The sequence below is a fragment of the Nocardiopsis sp. MG754419 genome, from assembly GCF_018207095.1.
Lineage (GTDB): Bacteria > Actinomycetota > Actinomycetes > Streptosporangiales > Streptosporangiaceae > Nocardiopsis.
Window position 1 is genome coordinate 1 of record NZ_QOCZ01000038.1, and the last position, 22,005, is coordinate 22,005.

Here is a 22,005-nt window from a genome sequence, read left to right on the forward strand (position 1 = left end):
GGGCGGAGCTGCGGGCGGTGGGGACCGACATGCTCGCCGCCGTGCCGCCCGAGGCCGATCCGGGAGCCCTCGCGACCCTGCCCGTCGCCGGGTTCACGGCACTGCGCGCACTCCACGAGGCCGGTCCGCTGCTCGGTCGCCGGTTGCTCGTCACCGGAGCCTCCGGGGGAGTGGGACGACTGACCGTCCAGCTCGCCCGGATCGGCGGCGCCCACGTCGGTGCGCTCACCAGCAGGCCCGACTCCCGCGGAGACGAGCTCCGCGCACTCGGCGCCCACGAGGTCGTCGGTGACCCCGGCGACCTCCTCCACCGGGTGGACGCCGTCATCGACCTCGTCGGCGGGAGCACGCTCGTCGACTCCTTCGCGCAACTCGCCGACCAGGGGATCCTCATCGCCGTCGGTCACTCCGCGGGTCGGCCCGAGGAATTCGTCCACGGGTCCCTGTTCGGGACCCCGGACCGTCCTCGACGCCGGATCGTCACCTTCCACACCGTGGGCCAGGGCAGCCCGGCCCGCGACCTCGGTTGGCTCGCGCACCAGGTGCACGACGGCCTCTTGGACCCCCAGATCGCCTGGCGCGGCTCCTGGGCCGACGCGGGTGCGGCCATCGAGGGTCTGCGGGAACGGCGCATCCACGGCAAGGCCGTGCTGGACCTCGACTGACCACCCCGAGAGGCGGGTCCGCGTGCGCGGGCGCCGGCGGCCCCGCCCCTCGGGGAGAACACCGCGGAGCTCCTGGAGAACCGCGGTGCCCGACGCCGCCGTGGACGTGGGGCGTGGCCGTTCCGTCCCGCCGGTCCGGCTCCGCCCGACGGTCGCCCGGGAGGGCCCGTTGTCCTCGTCGTGCTCACGGGCCCCACCGGTGCGGGGTCGGCCGGGTGCTCACCCGCGGATGACCTTGGTCTCCAGGTACTCGGCCATGCCGTCCGGCCCGAACTCGCGACCGTTGCCGGACTGCTTGTAGCCGCCCCACGGGGCGGACCAGTCGAACTCGGCGTCGTTGATGAGGACGTAGCCGACCCGCATGCGCTCCGCGACCGCGGTGGCGGCCTCCAGGTCCTCACCTGTGACGTAGGCCGCGAGACCGAAGGGGCTGTCGTTGGCGATCTCGACCGCCTCGTCGACGGTGTCGTAGGCGATCACCGACATCACCGGGCCGAAGATCTCCTCCCGGGCGATGGTCATGGCGTTGTCGACGTCGGCGAACACGGTCGGTCGGGCGAAGTGCCCCTCCTCCCGGCCGGGCGGCCTGCCCGGCCCTCCGGTCACCAGGCGGGCACCCTCGTCCAGGCCGGCACGGATGTAGCCCTGGACGGTGTCCCACTGCTCGGCGGAGACCAGGGGGCCCATGGTGGTGTCCTCGTCGCGCGGGTCGCCCACCCTGATGGCCTCGACCGCGGGGACCAGGGCGGACAGGAACGCGTCGCGTCGTTCCCGGGGCACCAGGGTGCGGCTCGGGGCGCTGCACAGCTGGCCCGTCGTCGCCATCAGCCAGTTCAGCGCGGTCTCCACGGCCACGTCGACGTCGCCGTCGGGCATCAGGATGTGCGGCGACTTGCCTCCGAGTTCGGAGACGACGCGCTTGGCGGTGGGCGCCGCGGCGATCGAGACCCGCGTGGCGGTCGGCAGGGAGCCGGTGAACGAGATGACTCCGACGCCCGGGTGGGAGCTCAGACGCGGGCCGACGACGGACCCCAGGCCGTTGACCAGGTTGAACACCCCGGCAGGGACGCCGGCCGCCTCCATGATCTCCGCCAGGATGAACGTGGGCGACGGGGTCGCCTCGGCGGGTTTGAGGACCACCGTGCACCCTGCGGCCAGAGCGGAGACGGTCTTGCCGACGGGCTGCAGGATCGGGAAGTTCCAGGGAGTGATGAGGGCGGCGACCCCGAGCGGTTCCTTCCGGATCCGGGTCTCTCCGCGCATCTCGGTGAACGCGTAGGTCCTGAGCACCTCGATGGCGGTGACGATCTGCGACCGTCCGGTGGGGACGTGAACGCCCCGGGCCAGGGCCCGAGGGGCGCCCACCTCGTCGACGACGGCCTGCGCCAGGTCCTCGGCCCGCTTGTCGAACTCGACGAGGATCCGCTCCAGCAGGGCGATGCGTTCCTGCGGGGTGGTCCGCGAGTAGGAGACGAACGCACGCTCGGCGGCGGCGACGGCGGCGTCGATGTCCGCCTCACCGCCCAGTACCGCCCGCACGTGCTCCTTCCCGGTCGCCGGGTCGGTCAGCTCCAGGAACGACTCCTGGATCGGTGCGTGCCAGGCACCGTCGATGTACAGCTCCGTGTGCTCGCGCATCATGATCAGCTCTCTTCCGAGGGGAGGCGCCACGAACCCGGTGTCCGGTGCTCCTGCCCCTGGTCGATCCCCATCATGGAACCGGGACGGGCGGTCAACCAGAGAAGCGATGTCCCGGGCACACCATGCCTGGGAGTGCCCCACCCACCTTCGGCGCACGGGCGGCCTCCGGCGTCCGTCGTGCCGCTCCGCCCCCTGGTCAGGTCTCGTCCGCCGCGGGGACGTCGCTCTCCACTGTGGTGCGACCGCGCCTGTGGTAGCGGCGGGCCAGGTGTGCGCAGGCGTCGTCGAGCTCGGGCGGTCCGATGACGTCGAAGTCGGCGTCGAAGCGTCCGAGGGCCGAGGCCAGGCCGATCCAGGACCAGGAACCGAGGAACAGTCGGCACCGTCCGGCGTCCACCTCCTCGACCACGCCGTCTCCCGCGAACGGCGCCACCGCGGCGGCGGGCAGGGAGAGGACGACCTCGCCCTCGCAGGGCCACGCGGTGCCCTGCGCCGATCCCCGGAACCTGCCGGTGACGAAGGCCGCCACGTCGCCTCCGGGCAGCTCCCTCGGGGTGAAACGGGGTCCGTGGAGGCCGCGGAGCGCGATCCGGTCCACGCGGAGGACCCGCCAGTCCTCACGGGCGTCCTCCCAGGCCACGAGGTACCACCGTCCTCGCCACGTGACCAGGTGATGGGGTTGGACACGGCGGGGAGCCACCGGGGGACCCTCCTGCTCTCGTTCCGTATCGGGACCCCTCCCGTAGTCGAAGCGCAGTTCCTCGCGGGCGTGGACGGCCGCACCGATCGTCGAGAGCAGGTCGCCGTCGGGTCGGGACGTGGTGGCGTCGGACGGATCGACCACCGACGGACGGAGCGTGTCGAGACGCCGACGCAGACGGGCGGGCATGACCTGGCGGAGGGTGGCCAGGGCGCGCGCCGCGCCCTCGCCGATCTCGGCGCCCGTCGCGGTGGCCGACCCCAGCGCCACCGCCGTCGCGATGGCCTGATCGTCGTCGAACAACAGCGGAGGCATCCGCGTCCCCGCGTCGAGCCGGTAGCCGCCGTCGGGCCCCTTGAACGTCGTGATCGGATACCCGAGTTCGCGCAGGCGATCCACGTCGCGCCGGACCGTGCGCGAGCTGACCCCCAACCGCGCGGCCAGTTCCTCACCCGGCCAGTCCCTGCGGGACTGGAGCAGAGAGAGCATCGTGAGCAGCCGACCCGACGTCTTCACCATGGGACACAGTCTGCCCGAGGTAGAGGCCACTCCCTGTCCGCTACCCCTGTGAACATGAGGACGTGAACGCGGGCGGTGCGCCGCGACTCGCGGTCGTGCCGGGTCCGCCCCGGGCGGCGGCGCCGATCCGGGTCCACCGCGTTCGACACCCGACAGCACAGGACCGGGAGCCACCATGCCCATCGCCACCACCACCCACCTGAACTTCCGAGGTCGGGCCCGGGAGGCGCTCGACTTCTACCACTCCGTCTTCGGCGGGGACGTCGTCGCCATCACCTACGCGGACGCGCACGCCGTGCGCGACCCCGACGAGGCGGACCGGATCATGTGGGGCCAGGTGGCCTCCGAGGACGGATTCCGCGTCATGGCCTACGACGTCCCCGGCACACTGGAGTGGAACCCGGGGGAGAACTCCTACTTCGTCTCCGTACGGGGCGATGACACGGAGGAGATCACCACCCGGTGGGACCGACTCTCCGTGGGCTCGACCATCGTGCGGCCGCTGGAACCCGCGCAGTGGTCTCCGCTCTACGGGATGCTCAGGGACCGTTTCGGCGTGACCTGGGTCCTGGACGTCACAGCCCCCGACCAGGGCTGACACCGTCGCGGGGGAGGTGGGACGGGTGCCGTTCCCGCCTCTCCCGCACCCGACGCTCGTCCGGACGAAAGGGACACCAGAGCACCGTGAGAGACGATGAGACCACGGGTCGCGGCCCCGCCGAGCCCGCCCGGGCCGGCCGACGCGCCCGCCCGCGAGCGCGGGTCCTCGACGACCGCGCCCTCAACCGCGCCACGCTCGCCCGGCAGTTCCTCCTCGACCGCACCGACGCACCGGCCGTGGACGTCATCGCCCACCTGTGCGGTCTGCAGGCCCAGGAACCCCAGGAACCGTTCGTCGGGTTGTGGTCGCGGGTGCGGGGGCTGCGCCCGAGCGCGCTGGAGGACCTGCTCCTCGGGCGGGAGGTGGTGCGCACCCACCTCATGCGCCGCACCGTCCACCTGATGACCGCTGACGACGCCCTGGCCTGGCGGACCCGCCACGACGCCATGTTGCGCCAACGCGTCCTGGCCACCTACCGCGAGGAACTCGCCGGGCTCGACCCGCAGGAATGGGCGCGGGCGGGGCGCGCCGTCATGGCCGACGGTCGTCCCCGCACCATGGCGGAGATCGTCGACGCACTCGCCGCGCTCCGGCCGGTCCCCGCGCGCCGTCCACTGGGCGAGCTGATCGTGGCCGCGCTGGTGCCCATGGTCCAACTGCCTCCGCGCGGTCTGTGGCGCACCAAGGCCGGGGTGCGCAACCTCCCCCTGGACACGTGGTTGGAGCGCCCGCCGGATCCGCTGCCTCCGGACGAGGACGATCCGGTCGGACAGAACCTGGTCCGCCGCTATCTGGCGGCGTTCGGCCCCGCCACCTCCACCGACCTGCGTTCCTGGTGCGGACTGTCCGGTCTGCCCGCGGCGCTCCGGGCCGTGCGCGACGAACTCGTGGAGTTCCGGGACGTGCGGGGGCGCACCCTGCTCGACCTGCCCGAAGCGCCGCGTCCCGATCCGGAGACCCCGGCGCCGGTACGGTTCCTCCCGGCGTTCGACAACGCGATCCTCGGATATCACCACCGCGCCCGCATCATCGACGACGCACACCGTGGTCTGTCCGTCGCCGGTGAGCGCGTCGTGCTGGTCGACGGGCGGGTGCGGGCGACCTGGACCATGGCCGACACCGTACTGTCTGTCACCCCGCTCGGGCCCCTGACCTGCTCCGAACGGGAGGATCTGACCCGGGAGGGGCGGGCCCTGGCCTCGTTCCTCACCGACCAGGACGGCGATCACGTGCGGATCCGGGGCTGAGCGGGCGGGCCGAGCCGCGGGTCCGGGTGTCGGGACTACGGGGGAGGGGCGGCGCACCGCACCTCGGGACGCGACGCGTGGCCCCGACCGGGCACGGTGGACCGGGGCGCACGCGGCAGGCACGTGTCCTCGGGTCGGTGCGCCCATGACGCGGAGGCGCCTCCCGGGGTTCGCGCGGACGTGCCGCCCGACGCGCACCCCGGAACGCCACGTCACCCCTGGTGGCCGTTGGCCTCCAGACGGAGCAACGTCTGCTCCGACGCCCGCGTCATCTCGTTGGGCACACCGAGCGCGTCGAGGAACGCGGCCGTGGACCGGACCTCCTGACTGCGTCGACCGGCGTGCTTGACGGTGCCGCTGAGGAACCGGTCGACCAGGGCCTCTCCGCCGGTGAGCTGCGCCGCCACCTGTTCGCGGACCCACTCCTCGGCACCGGCGGCCCGGCCCGCCACCACCGCCTCGCACACGACCGCGGCGAGCGGCTTCATGAGGGAACTGCGCAACAGCTTGCGCGCGGTGGCCTCGCCCGGGGCCCCGTCCAAGGCCTCGACGTCCGCGCCGATGCCCGCGCACACCTGGGCCACCGTCGGCGCTCCCGGGCCGCTGACGATCAGGTCCGTGGTGGCGCCGCCGATGGTCATCGGGCCGAGAATGGCCACATCGGCGAACCGGGCCCCCGTGGTCAGCACCCGTGCGCTGATCGCGCGCATGACGTCGGGTGTGGCCGAGGTGAAGTCGGCGTAGACGGTCTGCGGGGTGAGCGCCTCCAGGACGCCTTCGGCGACGGCCGGAGCGACCGCGGCCGAGGTGAGCACCAACACCAGGTCGGCGTCGGTCACGGCCTCGGGGGCGGAGTCGACGCGTCGCGTCCCCTCCGGGGTGGGCGCGGGTCCCGGGTCGAACCCGGTGACGGTGTGGCCGGCGTCGGTGAGCGCGGAGGCGTAGATCGCGCCGGCCTCACCCAGTCCGATAACGGTGATGCGCATGGTGACCTTTCGTCGTGTGGGAGCCGACGACGGGTCAGGCGGAACGTGCGTTCGCGCCCCGATCGGTCGCCGCTCCGTCCTGGTCTGACGGGCGGCGCACTCGGGGCGGGCTCAGGTGTGAGGCCGGGTCACGAGTAGGGGCGTCGCTCGTTCAGGGCGGAGGCTGCTCTGCGGAGTTCGGGGACGGCCTGGTGCAGGCGGTCCTTGGACGTGTGTTCGGAAGGGCCGGAGACCGAGAGCGCGGCGACCGCCTCACCGGTCGGACCGGTGACGGCGACGGCCACCGCGGCGACCGCGATGTCGCGTTCACCGATGGTCAGGCTGTGGCCCTCCGCGGCGATGGTCGCCAGTTCCCGGCGCAGCAGGTCGGGGTCGACCGCGTCCCCCGACGCGGTGGTGCTCCCCTCGGACATGGCGACCACGGCCTCCCGCTCGTCCTCGGTCAGGTGGGCGGCGATGGCCTTTCCGGACCCGATGAAGAGGGGGAACCAGCGTCCGATGGGGACCTGGTAGTGGAGCTGGGGGCTGCCGTCGACCCGCACGGCGAGCACCCGCTCGAACCCGCTGCGGACGTACAGGGACGACGTCAGTCCGGTGACCGAGGTGAGCCTTTGCATGATGGGACGCGCGTGCCGACTGAGCTGGTCGTTGACCAGGAACCCGTGGGCCATGCGGAGCACGGCCACACCCAACCGGTAGGTCTGGTTCTCCGCGACCACGAGGCCCCGGCGCTGGAGGACGGCCAGGGAACGGAGCACGGTCGCCGGATGCAGGTCCACCTGGCGGCACAGATCGACCAGGCGCAAGGGCACGTCGCTGCGTTCCAAGGCTTCCAGGACGTCCAGTGCGCGTTCGACACTGCGCACCGTCGGTTGCCCTGAAGACTCTTCGGCCACTGCGGAACCCCTCAGACTCTGGAGCTGAATGTCCCGCAAATGCTACAGCGCGGCGATCTCCGCCCGAGCCTGCTCCTCTCGGGCGAACTTCTCCTCGGTCGAGGCGACGATCTCCTCCAGCCGGTGCCTGGGGATGACGGTCACGCCGTCGTCGTCGGCCACGATGACGTCGCCCGGGTTGACGACCACCCGGCCGACGGAGACGGGGACCTGGAGGAAACCCGGTCCGTTGCGGTAGGGGCCGGCCGGGGTGACGGCGCGGGCCCAGGTCGGGTAGCCGATGTTCTCCAGGTCGGCGGCGTCGCGGATGGCGCCGTCCACCACGAAGCCGGCCAGGCCCCGGGCCTGGGCGCGACGGGCCATGAGCTCGCCGAGCAGGGCCCGGTGGGTGGCGGCCTGGCCGTCGATCACGAGCACGTCGCCGGGCTCGGCCGTGTCGATGGCCTCGTGGATGGCCTTGTTGTCGCCCCCGGCGGTCAGGACGGTGAAGGCCGGACCGACCATCTTGGCGCCCTTCCAGACCGAGGAGATCGCGGCCTCGGCCACGTACAGGCGGTCGAGGACGTCGCCGACGTTGGGCGCGGGCAGTGCGGTCAGGCGACGGTGCAGGTCCTCGGGGAGCGGAGTCGTCTGTCCTGTCATGGGGTGTCCCTTCGTGGTCGGGCGTCGCCGGATCCCTCGGGGCGACGACCCTCATCTTTCATCTGATGAAGTCTCTTGTCAATGTATGAAACATTGAGGCGACGCCCTCGGGCCCGGGAGCCCGAGGGGCGGACGTCAGGAGCTCTGGCCCTCGGGGGTGTCCTTGTGGAGGTAGGACGCCAGGAAGGCGATGATCCCGAAGGTCGAGGCCAGGGTCACCGCGGGGATGAGCAGGTACTCCGAGGCCGCGCTCACCAGCGTCGGCTGCGACAGCACGGTCCCGAGCAGCTGCCCGAGCACCAGCAGGATCGCGACGACGAAGAACGCCACGAACGTCGTGACGAAGAGGATCTGCAGGGTCTTCAGCGCGACCTGGCGCACGGACCGCTTGGACATCGGGTGCCCCTTTCTGTTCGGGCGAGCGGCGTCGTGCCGCTCGCCCCGGGTCGAGGACTCAGACGACGAAGATGGGAAGCACGCCCCAGCCCACGAGGCAGGCCATGAGGACGATGGGCAGGAGATAGAAGAGGATCAACGGCAGGAAGGTCTTCTCCGCCTTGGCCTGCACGATGCCCGAGGCGATGAAGATGGGGGCGGAGGGCGGGGAGGATCCCTCGGTCGAGGCGGCCACCAGGGGGACCACGATCGCCAGGACCGGGTTCACGCCGACCGCCATCAGGCTGAGGAAGGAGACCTGGCCCACCGCGGTGAGGGCGGCGGTCGAGGTCAGGGGGATGGACACGGTGGCGATCAGGGCGACCGTCAGGACGACCATGAGCGCGGGGCCGGCGTTGAAGTAGCCGAGCACCTGCTCCACGTCCTCGGCCAGACCGAGCTGTCCGAGCACACCGCTGGCGGCCATCGCGAAGATGAGCAGCGCACCGATGGTGCCCAGGCGCGGCATCGCCTTGAGGATGAAGGCGTACCACTGGCGCAGGTCACCGGGAAGCTCGCGGCGACCGACCACGGTCGCGATCAGGATGATGAGGATCGGGATCCACGTGATGAGCGAGATGTCGCCGAGCGCGTCGCCCAGCCGGTCCGGTGAGGACAGGTAGTCCGAGAGGGGGCCGGTGGTCACCGCGATCGGGATGAGTGCGCCGAGGTAGATGAGGGTGGCGGGCCACCCGGCGCGCCACATCGCGCCCAGGGGACGCCGCGCGTCGTCCTTGGCGGCTCGCACGCCGTCCACCCGCACGAAGACGAACGCCATCACCAACCGGTGCAGGATCTGGTAGAGGCCGGTGACCAGCAGGGCGAGGTAGATGTCGCCGGTGGAGACGGCCGCTCCGGCGAAGCCGAGCATGATCACCATGGAGGAACTGGGCGGGAGCGCCGCACCCATGCCGCCGTTGCCGGCCAGGATCGTCGCGGCGCGCGCCCGGCTGAACCCGTTGCGGACCATCCAGGGGCCGGTCACCGAACCGGTCGAGGCGACGTTGCCGGAGTTGGAGCCCGACAGCGCACCCATCACGCCCGAGGCCACGACGTCCACGTACGCCGGGCCGCCGCGCAGGCGTCCCAGGGCGGCGTTGAGGATGTCGAGGATCTTGGTGATCAGTCCGGTGCGCTCGATCATGTACGCCATGAAGACGAAGGCCAGCGCCGCGTAGATGACCTCGTTCTCGGTGGTGTACACCAGGCCCGAGATCAGCGCGTTGAAGAAGTCGCCGCCCGCGAACAGACAGGTCGTGAGGAAGCCGAGGAACATGGCCTCGCCCATGTTCCTTTTGAAGAGGGCGCTCCAGACGATGATGACCGCGATGAAGGCGGCCAGGGCCAAGAGTGCAGAGGGCATGACGGCCTCCCGTGCTCGGTGATCAGGGACTCGGCTGTGAAGATCGCGCCGACGACGGGCGCGTGCCGGTCGGTGGGCTCGAACGATCGGGTCGGTCGGATGACGGAGGTTCTCTCTCGTGGACATCCACCGACACTGTTCACATGAGCGAAACGAGATTTCAAAGAGTGAAGTGTATGTTCGCTTGGTGAAGTGTGGCCTAGGTTACGTCGAACGTCAACCGTTCGGAAAGAAGTTCTCACCTGCGACTTCGCCATCACGCGGCGTGAACGATCGCGAGCACGCTCAAGGCGCGCATGGCCGGTCGCACCAGCGCGGTCCGCCGGTGTCGACCCGGTGGTGGGCCCGGAGGCGGTGCGGGGAGAGCCCGTCACCGCCCCCGTGGGTGGAGGGGCCTGGAGTCAGCCGGGTTCGTGATCGCCGATGCTCTCGGCCAGGGCGAGTGTGCGCAGCGCCGCGGTCACCACGGGCGCGTCGATGAACCGGCCGTCGGCCAGCGCGATCGCGCCTCCGCCCCGGGTCGATTCCGCGGACGCGCCCTCGGCGGCCTCCGCGATCTCCCTCGCCCGGGCGACCTCCTCCTCGGTGGGACGGAACGCCCGCCGGATCACCGGCACCTGGCGGGGATGGATCGCCGATCGGCCGAACATGCCGAGCTCACGTCCGCGCAGGCAGGACGCGTACAGGCCCTCGGTGTCCCGGACGTCGACGTAGGCCGCCATCCCCGGTGCCGCCAGCCCCGCCGCGGCCGAGGCGACGACGATGCGGGTCCGCAACCACGAGAACGCGCCGTCGCCCCGCAGACTCAACTCGGCGGTGAGGTCGGCCTCGCCCAGCGCGAGCGACCGCACGGCCGGGTGCGCGGCGATCACGGCGGCGTTCTCCACCCCCAGCGCGGACTCCAGCAGGCAGTCCACGGGCACGCCCTCGCCGACCATCGCGACCACGGCGTCGACGTCCTCGGGGGACTCGACCTTGGGCACCCGCACTCCGTCCGGGCGCACCGTCGCCAGGGCGGCCGCGTCGGCCGCGCCCCGCTCACCGCGCGGAGCGTTCATCCTGACGTGCACCTGGACACGGCGCTCGTCCGACTCCCGCTCCCGCAGGAACGCCACGACGTTGTCCAGAGCGGCCTCCTTGGCCGCCGGCAGGACCGCGTCCTCCAGGTCCAGGATCACGGCGTCCGCGCCGGAGTCGATGGCCTTGGTGAATCGCTCGGGTCGGTCGCCCGGCACGTAGAGCCACGCGACCAGGGGAGCCGCCGTCCTCGTCATCAGATGACCCCCGCTTCGCGCAGGTCGGCCCGGTCCGCCTCGGCGTAGCCGAGTTCCTCCAGGACCTCGTCGGTGTGCCGGCCCTTGGGCGGGCCGACCCACCGGATCTCACCGGGGGTGTCGGACAGGCGGAACGGCACGTTCTGGATCGCCACGCTCCCGAGTTCGTCGTCCGGGACGTGGACGATGGTCTCAAGAGCTTCGTACTGCGGGTCGACGGCGATGTCGCTCGCGTCGTAGATGGGCGCGATCGCGGCCTGGGCCTTGTCGAACTCAGCGATCACCTCGTCGGCGTCGCGCTCGGCGATCCAGGCGCCCACCGCGGCGTCGAGCTCGTCGGCGTGCTCGTAGCGGGTGCGCCCGGTGGCGAACCACGGTTCGTCCACCAGGTCCTCGCGTCCCACGAGGCGCATCACGCGCTCGGCGATGGACTGGGCGCTGGTCGAGATCGCGAGCCAGCGGCCGTCACGGGTGCGGTAGGTGTTGCGCGGCGCGTTGCTGGTGGAGCGGTTGCCGGTGCGCTCGGGGATCGCGCCGGTGGCGTGGTAGGCCGTGATCTGCGGTCCGAGCACCGTCAGGATCGGTTCGATGATCGCCAGGTCGATGACCTGGCCCTTGCCGGTCTGTTCCCGCGCGTGGACGGCCACCATGACCGCGTAGGCCACGGCCAGCGCCGAGATCCCGTCGGCCAGGGCCAGCGGCGGAAGCGTCGGGGGTCCGTCCGGCTGTCCGGTCATGGAGGCGAACCCGCTCATGGCCTCGGCCAGGGTTCCGAAACCGGGGCGGTGCGCCATCGGGCCGCTCTGCCCGAACCCGGTGACCCGCGCGATGATCAGGCGCGGGTTGTGCTCCAGCAGCTTCTCGGGGGAGAGGTTCCACCGTTCGAGGGTCCCCGGACGGAAGTTCTCGATGAGGACGTCGGCCTCGGCGAGCATGGCGAGCGCGATCTCCTGCCCCTCGGGGCGGGACAGGTCCAGCGTGGCCGTGCGCTTGTTCCGGGCTAGCATCTTCCACCACAACCCGACCCCGTCCTTGGTCGGGCCGTGCCCGCGCGCGGGGTCGCCTCGTCGGGGGTGTTCGACTTTGATGACGTCGGCTCCGAAGTCACCCAGATAGGTCGCGGCCATCGGCCCGGCGAACAGCGTGGCCGCGTCGATGACCCGGAGGTTGCTCAGAGATCTCATAACAAACAACTTATAAGATATAAGAAGATGCGCAAGGGTCATCTGTGACCTCAGTGACCTTCAGCGGCCCGGCGAGGCCCGTCGATGTGCGGTGAGCCACCGGTTCCGGACCTCTAAGCTGGATTCCATGAACAACGTGGCGATGGGGAGGTCCGCTCTTGTCAGCCTCCGGTAGCGGAGAATCGGCGGGGTTCCCGCAGACCGGGCGTCCACCCACGAGTAAGGCCGAGTACGTCCACGAGACGCTCCGTCGGGAGATCGTCAACGGGGTTCATCCTCCCGGTGCCTCCGTCAACCAGGAGGAGGTCGCCACCCGTCTGGGGGTGTCCATCACCCCGGTACGCGAGGCGCTGCGCCGGCTGGAGAGCGACGGTCTGGTCACCTACCGCGCGCACCACGGCGCCACCGTCTCCGGTCTCGGCGTCGAGGCCGCCGAGGAACTGCGGATGCTGCGCGCCGCGGTGGAGGGACTGACCGCCCGACTGGCCGCCCAGCGGATCACCGAGGCCGAGCTGGCCGAACTCACCCTCGTCCACGAGCGCATGGTCGCCGACAGCCGAACCGGGGACTCGCAGGCCATGGCGCAGGACAGCCGCCTGTTCCACCAGATGGTGGCCGACATCGGCGGCCCGGCCTTCCTGGGCGCGCACGTGCGCGCGGTCCGGCGCAACAACCCCATCCTGGAGACCGTCTCGCGTTGGAAGGACCCGGACAACGTCCGCGCCTACCTCGACGCGCACGGGAGGATGTTGCGGGCCTTCGCGCAGGGGGACGCGGACGAGGCCGAACGCCTCATGGCCGACCACATCCGGGCGCCGGGGCGGGACGAGGTCGAGGCCGAGCGCTGAGGGCGCGGTAGGTTCCGCCGTCGGTGTCCGTCGGTGTCCGTCGGTGTCCGTCGGTGTCCGTCGGTGTCCGTCGGATCCGTGGCGGCCCCTGGGCGTAGGGCCGTGCGCCCCCGCGCCGTCGTGGTCCGGCCTGCCTCGTCCCACGGACCGTCGGTGGCACGTCGCCCGCCCGGACCGTGGCGCGGGACAGCGGGTCCGCAGACGCGCGGACCACATCGCACGCTTCATCGGAGATGGCCGAGAGGCCTTTCCGCCGGTCGCGCACGCCCTGGTCGCCTCGACCGATCTTCGATGACGCGACTCGTCGGACGCCTTTTCCCGTGTTCGGTTTCCGGGAACGGCGCGTGCGTTCTCACCAGGGCGACGTGAACGGCTCCCGGGCACCGACCGGAAACGTCACGCCCCCGTCGTTCACCCGCTCCGCGAGATCCGCGGCCTTCGCGTGAACACGGGGGTGGGGAAAGGCCGACCGAAGACGCGACCCGATCAGATTCTGGCCCCGATCGCGCCGGCGCCGCGCGACAGTTCCGGAAGCCAGGTCATCAGCTCCTCGGGGCTGGTGACGTCGGTCGTCGTCACCAGGTTGATCGCCCCGGCGATCTCCTTCTCCGCGTCGTACAACGGCAGGCTGAGGCTCAGCGCGCCCAGTTCCCGTTCCGATTCGGCGAGGTAATAGCCGTTCTCCCGCACGCTTTCGACGTCCCTTTTCAGGTCTCCGGGCCCCTGGGCGCGACCCGACGCCAGAAAGGTCTCCGGGAAACGGAGGGCGAACGCGTCGACCTCCTCGTCGGTCCAGGCGGCGAGCAGAACCTTTCCACCGCCGACGTTCAAGGGCACGCGCCGGCCGATGGGGAATTGGTAGCGCAGCGGATCCGCGCCACTGACACGCGCGATGAGAATGCGCTCATCACCCGACCGAACGAACACCGACGAGGTGAGTCGGGTCGTCGAGGACAGTTCCGTGAGGACCGGGGTCGCGACCGTGCTCAGCCGGTCGTTGACCACGAACCCGTGGGCCAGGGAGAGCACCACCGGACCGAGCGCGTAGCCCAGGTTCCCCTGCTGGACGTAACCGCGCCGGACGAGCTGGTTGACCGTCCGCTGGGTGGTGGCCAGGTGTAGGTCCGCCTCACGTGCGATGTCGCTCAGGCGCAGCGGTCCGCGCGCGCGTTCCAGGCACTCCAGGACGTCCAGCGCACGGTCGAGCGTGCGCCCCTGGTTTCCGCCTCCGGTTGTGGCGCCCATGCTCGGCTCGCCGCTCCTTCACCTGTGGTCCGACGGGATCTTCCAGGTCGCGAGCGTGGACCGCGAGGCCCGTCGCGTACGGCGATCCGGCTCGCTCCCGACATCTCCACGGTAGCGGAGAGGTTTCCGCAGGGTTGACAGCCGAAAGAGCCACAGGTCACACTCGCTATCAATTGGCAAGAGAAACTATCATCCAATGATAGATGGTGACGTAATGAAGGTAGCTGTCCTGGGACTCGGCGAAGCCGGCGCGATCTACGCGGAGGCCTTCGCCGACGCGGGCTGGCGCTCCGTCGGCTTCGATCCCGCGCCGACGGTCCCCACACCCGCGGGGGTGACGCGGGTCGCCTCGACCGCCGAAGCCGTCCGGGAGGCGGAGGTCGTCCTCAGCCTGACCACGGCCGCCCATGCGGTCGGTGCCGCCCGAGCGGCCGTGTCCGCGCTGGGCGAGGACGCGGTGTACATCGACTTGAACGCGGCGTCACCGCAGGTCAAGGTCAATGTGGCCCATACCATCGGTGGTGCCGCCCGCGTGGTCGACGGCGCCGTCATCGGTTCCGTCGTCAAGTTCGGAGCCGGGGTCGAGGTTCTCCTCGCGGGACCCGCGGCCGAGGAGGCCGCCCGGTTCCTGAAGGTCGTGGGCTCGGATGCCCGACCGATCGGTGACACGGTCGGGGCGGCCTCCGGACGCAAACTGCTGCGCAGCGTGTTCATGAAGGGGCTCGGGGCGTTGATCACCGAAGCCGTCGACGCGGGGACCGCGGCCGGTGAGGAGGAGTGGATGCGCGAACAGGTCGCCGGTGCGCTCACCGGAGGTTTCGACGCGCTGCAACGGCTGGACCACGGGACACGGCTGCACGCGGTCCGACGCTCCCACGAGTTGGAGGCCAGCATCGCGCTGTTGACCGACCTGGCCGTCGAGGCTCCGGTGAGCAGGGGAGCGGCCGACCGCCACCGGTACCTGGCACGCTCGACCGGCCCCGGTGACGAGGGGCTGATCGACGCCTACGCGACGATCCCCACCGCGGCCATCGGTGACGCCCGCGACCGCCTCGGATTCCTCTCCTCCCGGATCCGACCGGTGTGGCCCGGGGCGCGCATGTCGGGCCGAGCCCTCACCGTGCGGACGCGGCCCGGCGACAACAAGGCCCTGCACCGGGCGCTGACCGTCGCCCGGCCCGGCGACGTCCTGGTCGTGGACGGAGGAGGCGACGACTCCCGCGCCCTGATCGGGGAACTCATCGCCGAACGGGCCGTCAACAAGGGGGTCCGCGGCATGGTGATCGACGGAGCGGTACGCGACGCCGACGAACTGCGCGCACTCGGGTTCCCGGTCTGGTCCGCCGGCATCTCCCCGGCCGGCCCCTACAAGGACGGGCCCGGCCACGTCGGAGTCACCATCGCCGTGGGGGGAGCCGTCTGCTCCCCGGGGGACATCGTGGTGGCCGACGGTGACGGTGTGTTCATCGTGCCCCGGTTGGAGGCCGAACAGACCCTCACCGCGGCCCGGCACGTCCTGGACGACGAGGCCGAGCGGCTCCGTTCCATTCGCCGGGAACGCGTATGAGCCTCCTCCCGGACCCGCGATCGCGTCGTGAGAGCGACGCCCCACCCGTCTTCGGGCACTCGTACGCCCCTCCACCCAAGGTCGACCCATGCCCATCGCGCTTCTAGCCCTCGCGGCCTTCATCGCCGTGATCATCGTGTGGAACGTCGTGTTCAAACGCAACATGGGCGAGGCCATGTTGCTCGGACTCGTGGTCACCGCCCTGTTCGCCGGAGCACAGGCACCCGCCTACCTCCTGGGCGGCCTGACCGACGCGCTCACGCACGACGTGCTCTACGCGGCCCTGGCCTTCGTGTTCATGGCCTACCTCATCGACGTCACGGGTCTGATCCAGAAGATCCTGGCCATCCTCAACTCCGTGTTCGGTCGTATCCGAGGCGGCCCCGCCTTCATCGACACGGCCGGTTCGGCCGTCTTCGGTTCCCTGTCGGGGTCCAACTCCGCCAACACGGCCTCCAGCGGATCGTTCACCGGCCCCTGGATGGTGCGCACCGGCTGGACGCCCACGCGGGCCGCGACCGTCCTCGCCGGGAACGGCGGCATGGGCGCCGCCCTGCCGCCCAGCGCCTCCATGGTCATCATGATCGGTTTCGCCGGGGGCATGGTCACCACCGGCCAGGTGTACCTGGGCCTGCTCGCGGCCGGGCTCTACCAGATCCTGCTGCGCGTGGGGTTGGTGGCCTACTTCGTGCGCCGGGACGGCATTCCCCAGGTGGACGAACACGACCTCGTCCCGCTGCGCACCTCGCTCAGGCAGGGGGCCGGCGCGCTCTCGATCTTCCTCGGCGCACTCGTCCCCATCGTCGTCACCGTGGGGCCGTTGGCCGATCACCTCACCGAATCCACGCCTCTGGGCGACGCGATGGGCGACATCTCGTTGCTGACCTGGATCCCCATCCTCATCATCGGTTTCTCACTCGTGGCCGGACGGGACCGCCTGCCGCGGACGGTGCGCGACTGGTCGCGCCTGCTGGACGGTGCCCTGCCCAAGTTCGCCACCATCGGGGCGCTGCTGTTCTTCGCGATCGCCGCGAGCGAGATCCTCGGGCGCCTCGGCCTGGCCGAGGACGTGAACGCCGTGTTGGAGACGCTGCCGGTCAGCGCCACCCTCATGGTGATCGTGGTCGGACTGGTGATCACCCTGGTGGCCGGTCCGCTCTCCTCGACGGCCACCCTCACCGCGGTCGGCCAGATCTCCTTCCTGGCACTGGTCGGGGTGGGTGTGGACCCGCTGCTCGCCGTCGTGGCGATCCTGGTGTTCGCCTCCACCGAGGGGGCCTCGCCGCCCGCCTCGGGGTCGATCTTCGTGGCGGCGGGACTGACCGGGGCCCGACCGGAGAGCACCTTCCTGCCGCTCATCGTCTACTACATGATCCCGATCTTCCTGATCGCCTGTCTCATCGGTTGGGGCGTCCTTCCGATCCTGGGGGTATGACCATGCTCGCTCTCAAGCCCCGAGTCTTCACCGTGGTCCGCGCGCTGTTCAAGATCGGACTCCTCTGCTGCTTCACGCTCGGAGCACTCCTGGTCCTGGGCCAGCTCGCCGGTGTCCTCGCCCAACGCCCGGAGTGGGTGACCGGCGCCTCCGACCTGCTGTTCGTCCCGACCATCGGTGCCGCGGCCGCCTTCGGTGTCCTGGGGTTCGTCGCCGGCTACCTCGAGCCTCGGGAGAGTGAAGAGGACTGACCCGGGCCCCACGACCGGGAAAACGCTCCCGACGGAACCGTGACCCCGCCCCGCCTCCTCGGCCCCTCCGCAGAGCCGGTCCGCCCACCGCGACCTCGGTGTGCGGACCGGTGCGTGTGCCTCCGAGCCCGGCCGGGCCGTCACCGGCGTACCGCCGTGGCCCGAGCGGGACCGGGCGACGGCGGTACACCCGCATCGCGGGTCAGCGGCCGGTGTGACCGTCGATCCGCTCGCGGAGGATGTCGAGGTGACCGGCGTGGCGTCCGGTCTCCTCGATCATGTGCGTCAGGGCCCACCGCATCGACGGAGCGGGTCGGTCCCGGGTGCCCTCGTGCGCGGGGAGTCCGAGGTCCGCGCACGCGGCGATGGCCCGGTTCGCGGCGGTGATCGCGTCGCGGTAACCCCGGAGGACGTCCTCCGTGCTCGCCTCCGGATCGGCGTGGAACGTGGCCGACCAGTCGCCGGTCCTCTCACCGAGGAAGACGTGGCGCTCCACGTGGGTCAGGTGCTCGATGAGCCCGAGCAGGTTGGTGCCCGAGGCCACACCCGGGGTGCGCACGTGTTGCTCCGGAGCCCCCTCGACCTTGCTGAGTGCGCTCTCGCGCAGGTAGTCGAGGAACCCGGTGAGCACGGCCCGCTCACCGGTCCCGGTCCGTGGCGGTGGCCGGTCGCGTCGTCGTGACGAGGTGGGCATGGGCGTCCTTTCGTGTGCGGTGGCACCGGTCGTGGGTCGCGTGCGCCGTCGGTCGGCGACCGAGATCACGCGCCCGGGTGCCGACGGGCCACCACCACGTTGTCGATCACCGTCGCGGTCCGGCCGTCGGGGCCGTGGGCGAGACGTGTGCGCCGCTCGCACACCTCGACGGTCCATGAGCCGTCGAGGGCCAGTGAGCGCCGTAGGTCCTCCGCGGTCGGCGGTGCCGCGTCACGGTTCCATGACCAGGGAGCGGTGGAACCGTGGTCGAGGACGACCAGCCGTCCGCCGTCGGCCACCGACCGCGACACGCGGCGCAGGACGGCGTTCCGGTCGAGGTCCGTGGTGGGGTGGAAGTAGTTCGCGTAGACGAGGTCCCACCGGTCGAGGCCGGGCAGGGTCCGCTCCAGGTCGTGCCCCTGGACGTCGAGACGGTCCGCGATCCCGGACCGCCGTGCGCGTTCGGCCAGCACGGCGAGGACGTGGTCGGAGACGTCGACGGCCGTGACGTGCCAACCGGTGGTGGCCAGCCACAAGGCGTCCCCGCCTCGGCCGCAGGCGAGTTCGAGCGCCCGGGGTGCGCCCGAGCGCGCCCCCGGTGGCGGTACCAGGGGCAGGTCCTCCGCGAGCGCGACGAAGGCCGCGTTCGGTGCGGGACGCGGTGTGGAGGGGTCGTCGTCGCCGTAGTGCCGTTCCCAGAACTCCCGCGCGGGGGAGGCAACGCCGTGTTCCGATGTCATGACGCCATGGTGTGCGGCGAGGGATGGCCGACGCACGTCCTTGTGCAGATCTGCAACGGCGTCCGTGCTGTGCGGCCGGGGACAAGGCGTCGGGGGAGGAGGGCCCCGCCCCGAGACGGCGGCGCGCGAGGCTCGCTCAGGACTCGTGCAGGTGGATGCGCTCGCCCTGGGTGCCGAAGATCGCGATGACCTCCGCCGGTGACCGCTCGGCCGGGTTGCCGATCCAATGGGGTGTCCGGGTGTCGAACTCGGCCGCCTCCCCGGCGTTCAGGACCAGGTCCTGTTCGGTGCCCAGGACCAGCCGGACGGTCCCCGACAGCACGTAGAACCACTCGTGCCCCTCGTGCGTGCGCAGCTCCGGTGCGGGAAGGTCGCGGGCCGGCGGGTAGAGCACCTTGTAGGCCTGGACCCCGCCGGCGCGTCGGGTGAGCGGGATGAAGGTCAGACCGAAGCGGCGGACCGGATGCAGGTGCACCCGCGGATCGCCCACCCTGGGGGCGTCCACGAGATCACCGATCGGGACCCGATAGGCGCGGGAGAGCGGCAGGAGCTGCCCCAGCGTCGGCTGGATCCGTCCGGTCTCCAGACGTGACAGCGTGCTGGGGGTGATGCCGGTGCGTGCGGACAGTTCCACGAGGGTCAGACGCGCCTCAGCGCGCAACCGTCGCAACCGCGCGCCCACGGCCTGGAGCACCGCGGCGTCCGCCTCGGGCTCGTGGTTCCCGTCGCCGTTCATGTCGGCAACCTATCGCGCGGCCCGTGGCCCGTCGGCGGTCGCACGCCGCGGGCGGGAGGCGAGTGGTCGGCGGACTCGACGCCCACGTCGCGGCCCGGGGCCGGCGGCGGTTCGCACACGGAAGGGGTGACCGGGAGGACGGCCCGGTCACCCCACCGCGCAGTGGTGTCGGCGCCCTATGGCGGCACCGACACCCACCCGGGGCCGGTCCTGGTCGGCGGCGCGCCGCGCCCCGTCCCCGAGGGGAGGGGCCGGCACGTGCCCACGGACGCGGTCTCGCGGGTGGGATTCAGGACGCCGTCGACCGGGCTCCGGAGAGCCGGTCGGCGAGGTCGGTCAGACGCTGACCGGCCACACCGGGAAGGAGCACGCCCTCGACCCGGTCGACACGGTCGCGCCAGGTGTCGGGGACCCGGTGCTCCCCACCGATCGCCCCGCACAGGGCGCCCACCATGGCGGGCAGGCTGTCGGTCTGGCGGGGGAACAGGGCCGCGGTCTGCAACCCGGCCGTGAGGTCGCCGTCGACCAGACGGGTGAGGGCGAAGGCCAGGGGCAGGGTCTCGGGGGCCACACCGCCGTGGCTGTAGCCGGGACGACCGAAGGCGTCGATCAGGGTGGGCACGGTCGCGAACGCCTGCCCACCGCTGTTCGCCGTGATGGCGGCGGCGCGGGCGAAGCCGCGCCCGAGCCAGCTGTCGACGGGCACGGCGCGCTCGGCGTCGGCCAGGGCCGACTCCCATTCCTCACCCGAGGAGAGCGCGGCGATGGCGCGCGCCATCGCACCGGCCGCCCACACACCGTCCCGGTCGTGGGTGATCCGTGCGTACTCCTCGGCCACCCGTGCGGCGGTCTCGGGGTCACCCGCGTGGTACAGACCCACGGACACCGCGGCCGGCACCGAGCCGTCGTCCCAGTAGACGGGGTTGTCGCTTCCCGTCACCGGGGGAAGGTGACCCCGGAGCACCTGGAGGACGGCGCCCCGCTCGGCGATCCCGCACCAGACCCCGTCGGTGTCGACGTAATGGGCGCGCCACCCCTGGAACAGGGTCGCTTGGTCGTGCGTTTCGGCGGACAACAGGACCAACGCGGCCGTCGCCGCGGTCTCGGTGTCGTCGGTTCCGCACAGGGGGTTGTGCTCGGCCCCGGCCAACCCGAAGGGCAGGAGGGGACGGGAGACGTGCTGCCGATCCAGGTCGGCGTTCTTCTCCCACAGCACACCACGGCCCCACGCGGCCCGGGCGTGACGGTGGTACTCCGCGGGCAGACCGAGGGCGTCTCCCATGGCCAGGCCCAGCAGGGCGCCGCGGGCGGTCTCAACGCGCAATGTCGTACTCCTTGTTCCCGTGCGCCGCGTGCAGAGCGTCGGCGAGGTCCACCAGGTCGGTGCCGCCGGTGACGGTGACGCAGACCCCGGCGACCCGCCTGACCGTGTCCCGCCATCGTTCGGGGATCGCCGATTCTCCGTGCAACGCGCCCGCCATGGCACCGGCCATGGCCGCGATGGTGTCCGAGTCCCGGCCGATGTTGACGGCGCTCACCACGCTCGGGACGAACGTGCCCCGGGCGGCGGCGAAGAGACCGAAGGCCAGCGCCACCGCTTCGGGGGCGCTGTCCGGCCAGGGGTAGTGGAAGAGCGGCACGTCCCGGTAGAGGTCGCGTTCGGCCACCTCCAGGGTGGGCGAGGCGGAGGCCACGTCCAGGGCGCGGCGCATGAGCCTGCCCGTCCAGGAGTCCTCCGGTACCGCCGCCAGGCCGGCGGCGACGACCTCGGTGTGGTCGTCGGTGACCAGGGCGCGGGCGACGGCCGCCGCGATGGCCTGGGCCCCGAAGATGCCGTCCGCGGAGTGACTGACCCGGGCGTCCTCGGCGGCCAGTCGTGCGGCCTCGCCGGGGTCACCGGCGCAGAGGAGACCGATGGGCGCCACGCGCATCGCCGCCCCGTCGCTCCAGGACTCGTAGTTGTCGTTGCCGCTGACGGGGGGCAGCACGCCGGCGCGGAGGTTGGCGATGGCGACCATCTCGCTGAAGCCGGCGCCGTGGAAACCTTCTCTCTGGGCCAACAGCGCCCGGCCCCACACCTCGGCCACGTCGTTCGAGGTCAGCCCGTGGCCGTGGGCGAGCAGCCCCTGGGCGCACAGAACCGCGTACTCGGTGTCGTCGGTCCCCGCGGCCTCCGCGCTCAGGAAGTCCTCCACCCGGCCGAAGGCGGCGTGGATGCCGTCCGGGGTCATGCCCTCCGTGGGGGCGCCCATGGCGTCGCCGACCGCCAGCCCCAATAGTGCTCCCCGGCACCGATCCCGCGTCGCCATCAACAACCTCTCACATCGTTTTGCATG

General features: G+C 71.6%; 22 protein-coding genes. 7 read left to right on the top strand and 15 right to left on the bottom strand.

Annotation, left to right across the window (positions count from 1 at the left end; translation table 11 throughout):
- Window positions 1–665, top strand: a 665-nt coding sequence (locus DSY14_RS10185) for a zinc-binding dehydrogenase (protein WP_211716256.1), incomplete at its 5' end; no start/stop codon positions are given.
- A gap of 219 nt (window positions 666–884) precedes the next feature.
- Here DSY14_RS10185 and DSY14_RS10190 read toward each other — a convergent pair.
- Window positions 885–2,336: an aldehyde dehydrogenase family protein gene (locus DSY14_RS10190; protein ID WP_211716257.1), complete on the bottom strand. Its 1,452-nt coding sequence runs from the start codon at window positions 2,334–2,336 to the stop codon at window positions 885–887.
- A 166-nt stretch (window positions 2,337–2,502) separates the two neighbouring features.
- Window positions 2,503–3,525 (bottom strand): YafY family protein, encoded by a 1,023-nt coding sequence (locus DSY14_RS10195; protein WP_211716258.1) that lies wholly within the window; start codon window positions 3,523–3,525, stop codon window positions 2,503–2,505.
- Window positions 3,526–3,700: 175 nt separating this feature from the next.
- Here DSY14_RS10195 and DSY14_RS10200 point away from each other — a divergent pair, with 175 nt between their 5' ends.
- Together DSY14_RS10200 and DSY14_RS10205 are read left to right on the top strand one after the other, a co-directional pair.
- Window positions 3,701–4,123, top strand: a complete 423-nt coding sequence (locus DSY14_RS10200; RefSeq protein ID WP_211716259.1) for a VOC family protein — start codon at window positions 3,701–3,703, stop codon at window positions 4,121–4,123.
- Window positions 4,124–4,209: 86 nt separating this feature from the next.
- Window positions 4,210–5,373 carry a winged helix DNA-binding domain-containing protein gene (locus DSY14_RS10205; RefSeq protein WP_211716260.1) on the top strand — a complete coding sequence of 388 codons (1,164 nt, stop codon included), beginning with the start codon at window positions 4,210–4,212 and terminating at the stop codon, window positions 5,371–5,373.
- A gap of 212 nt (window positions 5,374–5,585) precedes the next feature.
- Here the strand turns inward: DSY14_RS10205 and DSY14_RS10210 are convergent, their stop codons facing one another.
- From DSY14_RS10210 to DSY14_RS10240, 7 genes are all read right to left on the bottom strand, one after another.
- On the bottom strand, window positions 5,586–6,359 hold the full coding sequence (locus tag DSY14_RS10210; RefSeq protein ID WP_211716261.1) for an NAD(P)-dependent oxidoreductase: 774 nt from the start codon (window positions 6,357–6,359) through the stop codon (window positions 5,586–5,588).
- 128 nt (window positions 6,360–6,487) lie between these two features.
- Entirely contained in the window at window positions 6,488–7,225 is a 738-nt protein-coding gene (locus tag DSY14_RS10215; protein ID WP_211716262.1) for an IclR family transcriptional regulator, read from the bottom strand.
- Between the two features lie 72 nt (window positions 7,226–7,297).
- Window positions 7,298–7,897: an RraA family protein gene (locus tag DSY14_RS10220; protein ID WP_211716263.1), complete on the bottom strand. Its 600-nt coding sequence runs from the start codon at window positions 7,895–7,897 to the stop codon at window positions 7,298–7,300.
- Window positions 7,898–8,032: 135 nt separating this feature from the next.
- Entirely contained in the window at window positions 8,033–8,293 is a 261-nt protein-coding gene (locus DSY14_RS10225; RefSeq protein WP_211716264.1) for a hypothetical protein, read from the bottom strand.
- A 58-nt stretch (window positions 8,294–8,351) separates the two neighbouring features.
- Window positions 8,352–9,695 carry a TRAP transporter large permease subunit gene (locus DSY14_RS10230; protein ID WP_211716265.1) on the bottom strand — a complete coding sequence of 448 codons (1,344 nt, stop codon included), beginning with the start codon at window positions 9,693–9,695 and terminating at the stop codon, window positions 8,352–8,354.
- Window positions 9,696–10,096: 401 nt separating this feature from the next.
- Window positions 10,097–10,969, bottom strand: coding sequence for a CoA ester lyase (locus DSY14_RS10235; protein ID WP_211716266.1), 873 nt, complete (start codon window positions 10,967–10,969; stop codon window positions 10,097–10,099).
- Window positions 10,969–12,153 (bottom strand): CaiB/BaiF CoA-transferase family protein, encoded by a 1,185-nt coding sequence (locus DSY14_RS10240; protein WP_211716267.1) that lies wholly within the window; start codon window positions 12,151–12,153, stop codon window positions 10,969–10,971. Before DSY14_RS10240 ends, DSY14_RS10235 begins: the two co-directional genes overlap by 1 nt.
- A 158-nt stretch (window positions 12,154–12,311) precedes the next feature.
- On the opposite strand from DSY14_RS10240, the gene DSY14_RS10245 reads away from it, so the two are divergent.
- Entirely contained in the window at window positions 12,312–13,001 is a 690-nt protein-coding gene (locus DSY14_RS10245; RefSeq protein ID WP_211716268.1) for a GntR family transcriptional regulator, read from the top strand.
- Window positions 13,002–13,487: 486 nt separating this feature from the next.
- Here the strand turns inward: DSY14_RS10245 and DSY14_RS10250 are convergent, their stop codons facing one another.
- Window positions 13,488–14,246: an IclR family transcriptional regulator gene (locus DSY14_RS10250; protein ID WP_211716269.1), complete on the bottom strand. Its 759-nt coding sequence runs from the start codon at window positions 14,244–14,246 to the stop codon at window positions 13,488–13,490.
- A 214-nt stretch (window positions 14,247–14,460) separates the two neighbouring features.
- On the opposite strand from DSY14_RS10250, the gene DSY14_RS10255 reads away from it, so the two are divergent.
- From DSY14_RS10255 to DSY14_RS10265, 3 genes are all read left to right on the top strand, one after another.
- Window positions 14,461–15,813, top strand: coding sequence for an NAD(P)-binding domain-containing protein (locus DSY14_RS10255; protein WP_211716270.1), 1,353 nt, complete (start codon window positions 14,461–14,463; stop codon window positions 15,811–15,813).
- Window positions 15,814–15,901: 88 nt separating this feature from the next.
- Window positions 15,902–17,248, top strand: a complete 1,347-nt coding sequence (locus DSY14_RS10260; protein ID WP_211716271.1) for a TRAP transporter large permease subunit — start codon at window positions 15,902–15,904, stop codon at window positions 17,246–17,248.
- Window positions 17,245–17,499: a hypothetical protein gene (locus tag DSY14_RS10265; protein ID WP_211716272.1), complete on the top strand. Its 255-nt coding sequence runs from the start codon at window positions 17,245–17,247 to the stop codon at window positions 17,497–17,499. The genes DSY14_RS10260 and DSY14_RS10265 overlap by 4 nt, the downstream gene beginning before the upstream one ends.
- A 202-nt stretch (window positions 17,500–17,701) precedes the next feature.
- Here DSY14_RS10265 and DSY14_RS10270 read toward each other — a convergent pair whose 3' ends face one another.
- The 5 genes from DSY14_RS10270 to DSY14_RS10290 form a co-directional block, all read right to left on the bottom strand.
- Window positions 17,702–18,193, bottom strand: coding sequence for a DinB family protein (locus DSY14_RS10270; protein WP_211716273.1), 492 nt, complete (start codon window positions 18,191–18,193; stop codon window positions 17,702–17,704).
- Window positions 18,194–18,258: 65 nt separating this feature from the next.
- Window positions 18,259–18,933, bottom strand: coding sequence for a cyclopropane-fatty-acyl-phospholipid synthase family protein (locus DSY14_RS10275; RefSeq protein WP_211716274.1), 675 nt, complete (start codon window positions 18,931–18,933; stop codon window positions 18,259–18,261).
- Window positions 18,934–19,069: 136 nt separating this feature from the next.
- Window positions 19,070–19,669 carry a helix-turn-helix domain-containing protein gene (locus tag DSY14_RS10280; RefSeq protein ID WP_211716275.1) on the bottom strand — a complete coding sequence of 200 codons (600 nt, stop codon included), beginning with the start codon at window positions 19,667–19,669 and terminating at the stop codon, window positions 19,070–19,072.
- A gap of 289 nt (window positions 19,670–19,958) precedes the next feature.
- The gene (locus tag DSY14_RS10285; RefSeq protein ID WP_211716276.1) at window positions 19,959–20,993 is read right to left on the bottom strand and encodes an ADP-ribosylglycohydrolase family protein; all 1,035 of its coding nucleotides are present in this window, start codon (window positions 20,991–20,993) and stop codon (window positions 19,959–19,961) included.
- On the bottom strand, window positions 20,983–21,978 hold the full coding sequence (locus tag DSY14_RS10290; RefSeq protein ID WP_249187648.1) for an ADP-ribosylglycohydrolase family protein: 996 nt from the start codon (window positions 21,976–21,978) through the stop codon (window positions 20,983–20,985). The genes DSY14_RS10285 and DSY14_RS10290 overlap by 11 nt, the downstream gene beginning before the upstream one ends.
- Window positions 21,979–22,005 lie beyond the last annotated feature (27 nt).

Coding starts and splice junctions, on each gene's coding strand:
- DSY14_RS10195 (WP_211716258.1), bottom strand. CDS start 3,525: ATGGTGAAGACGTCGGGTCGGCTGCTCACGATGCTCTCTCTGCTCCAG.
- DSY14_RS10200 (WP_211716259.1), top strand. CDS start 3,701: ATGCCCATCGCCACCACCACCCACCTGAACTTCCGAGGTCGGGCCCGG.
- DSY14_RS10210 (WP_211716261.1), bottom strand. CDS start 6,359: ATGCGCATCACCGTTATCGGACTGGGTGAGGCCGGCGCGATCTACGCC.
- DSY14_RS10220 (WP_211716263.1), bottom strand. CDS start 7,897: ATGACAGGACAGACGACTCCGCTCCCCGAGGACCTGCACCGTCGCCTG.
- DSY14_RS10225 (WP_211716264.1), bottom strand. CDS start 8,293: ATGTCCAAGCGGTCCGTGCGCCAGGTCGCGCTGAAGACCCTGCAGATC.
- DSY14_RS10230 (WP_211716265.1), bottom strand. CDS start 9,695: ATGCCCTCTGCACTCTTGGCCCTGGCCGCCTTCATCGCGGTCATCATC.
- DSY14_RS10235 (WP_211716266.1), bottom strand. CDS start 10,969: ATGACGAGGACGGCGGCTCCCCTGGTCGCGTGGCTCTACGTGCCGGGC.
- DSY14_RS10240 (WP_211716267.1), bottom strand. CDS start 12,153: ATGAGATCTCTGAGCAACCTCCGGGTCATCGACGCGGCCACGCTGTTC.
- DSY14_RS10250 (WP_211716269.1), bottom strand. CDS start 14,246: ATGGGCGCCACAACCGGAGGCGGAAACCAGGGGCGCACGCTCGACCGT.
- DSY14_RS10255 (WP_211716270.1), top strand. CDS start 14,461: ATGAAGGTAGCTGTCCTGGGACTCGGCGAAGCCGGCGCGATCTACGCG.
- DSY14_RS10260 (WP_211716271.1), top strand. CDS start 15,902: ATGCCCATCGCGCTTCTAGCCCTCGCGGCCTTCATCGCCGTGATCATC.
- DSY14_RS10265 (WP_211716272.1), top strand. CDS start 17,245: ATGACCATGCTCGCTCTCAAGCCCCGAGTCTTCACCGTGGTCCGCGCG.
- DSY14_RS10270 (WP_211716273.1), bottom strand. CDS start 18,193: ATGCCCACCTCGTCACGACGACGCGACCGGCCACCGCCACGGACCGGG.
- DSY14_RS10275 (WP_211716274.1), bottom strand. CDS start 18,933: ATGACATCGGAACACGGCGTTGCCTCCCCCGCGCGGGAGTTCTGGGAA.
- DSY14_RS10280 (WP_211716275.1), bottom strand. CDS start 19,669: ATGAACGGCGACGGGAACCACGAGCCCGAGGCGGACGCCGCGGTGCTC.
- DSY14_RS10290 (WP_249187648.1), bottom strand. CDS start 21,978: ATGGCGACGCGGGATCGGTGCCGGGGAGCACTATTGGGGCTGGCGGTC.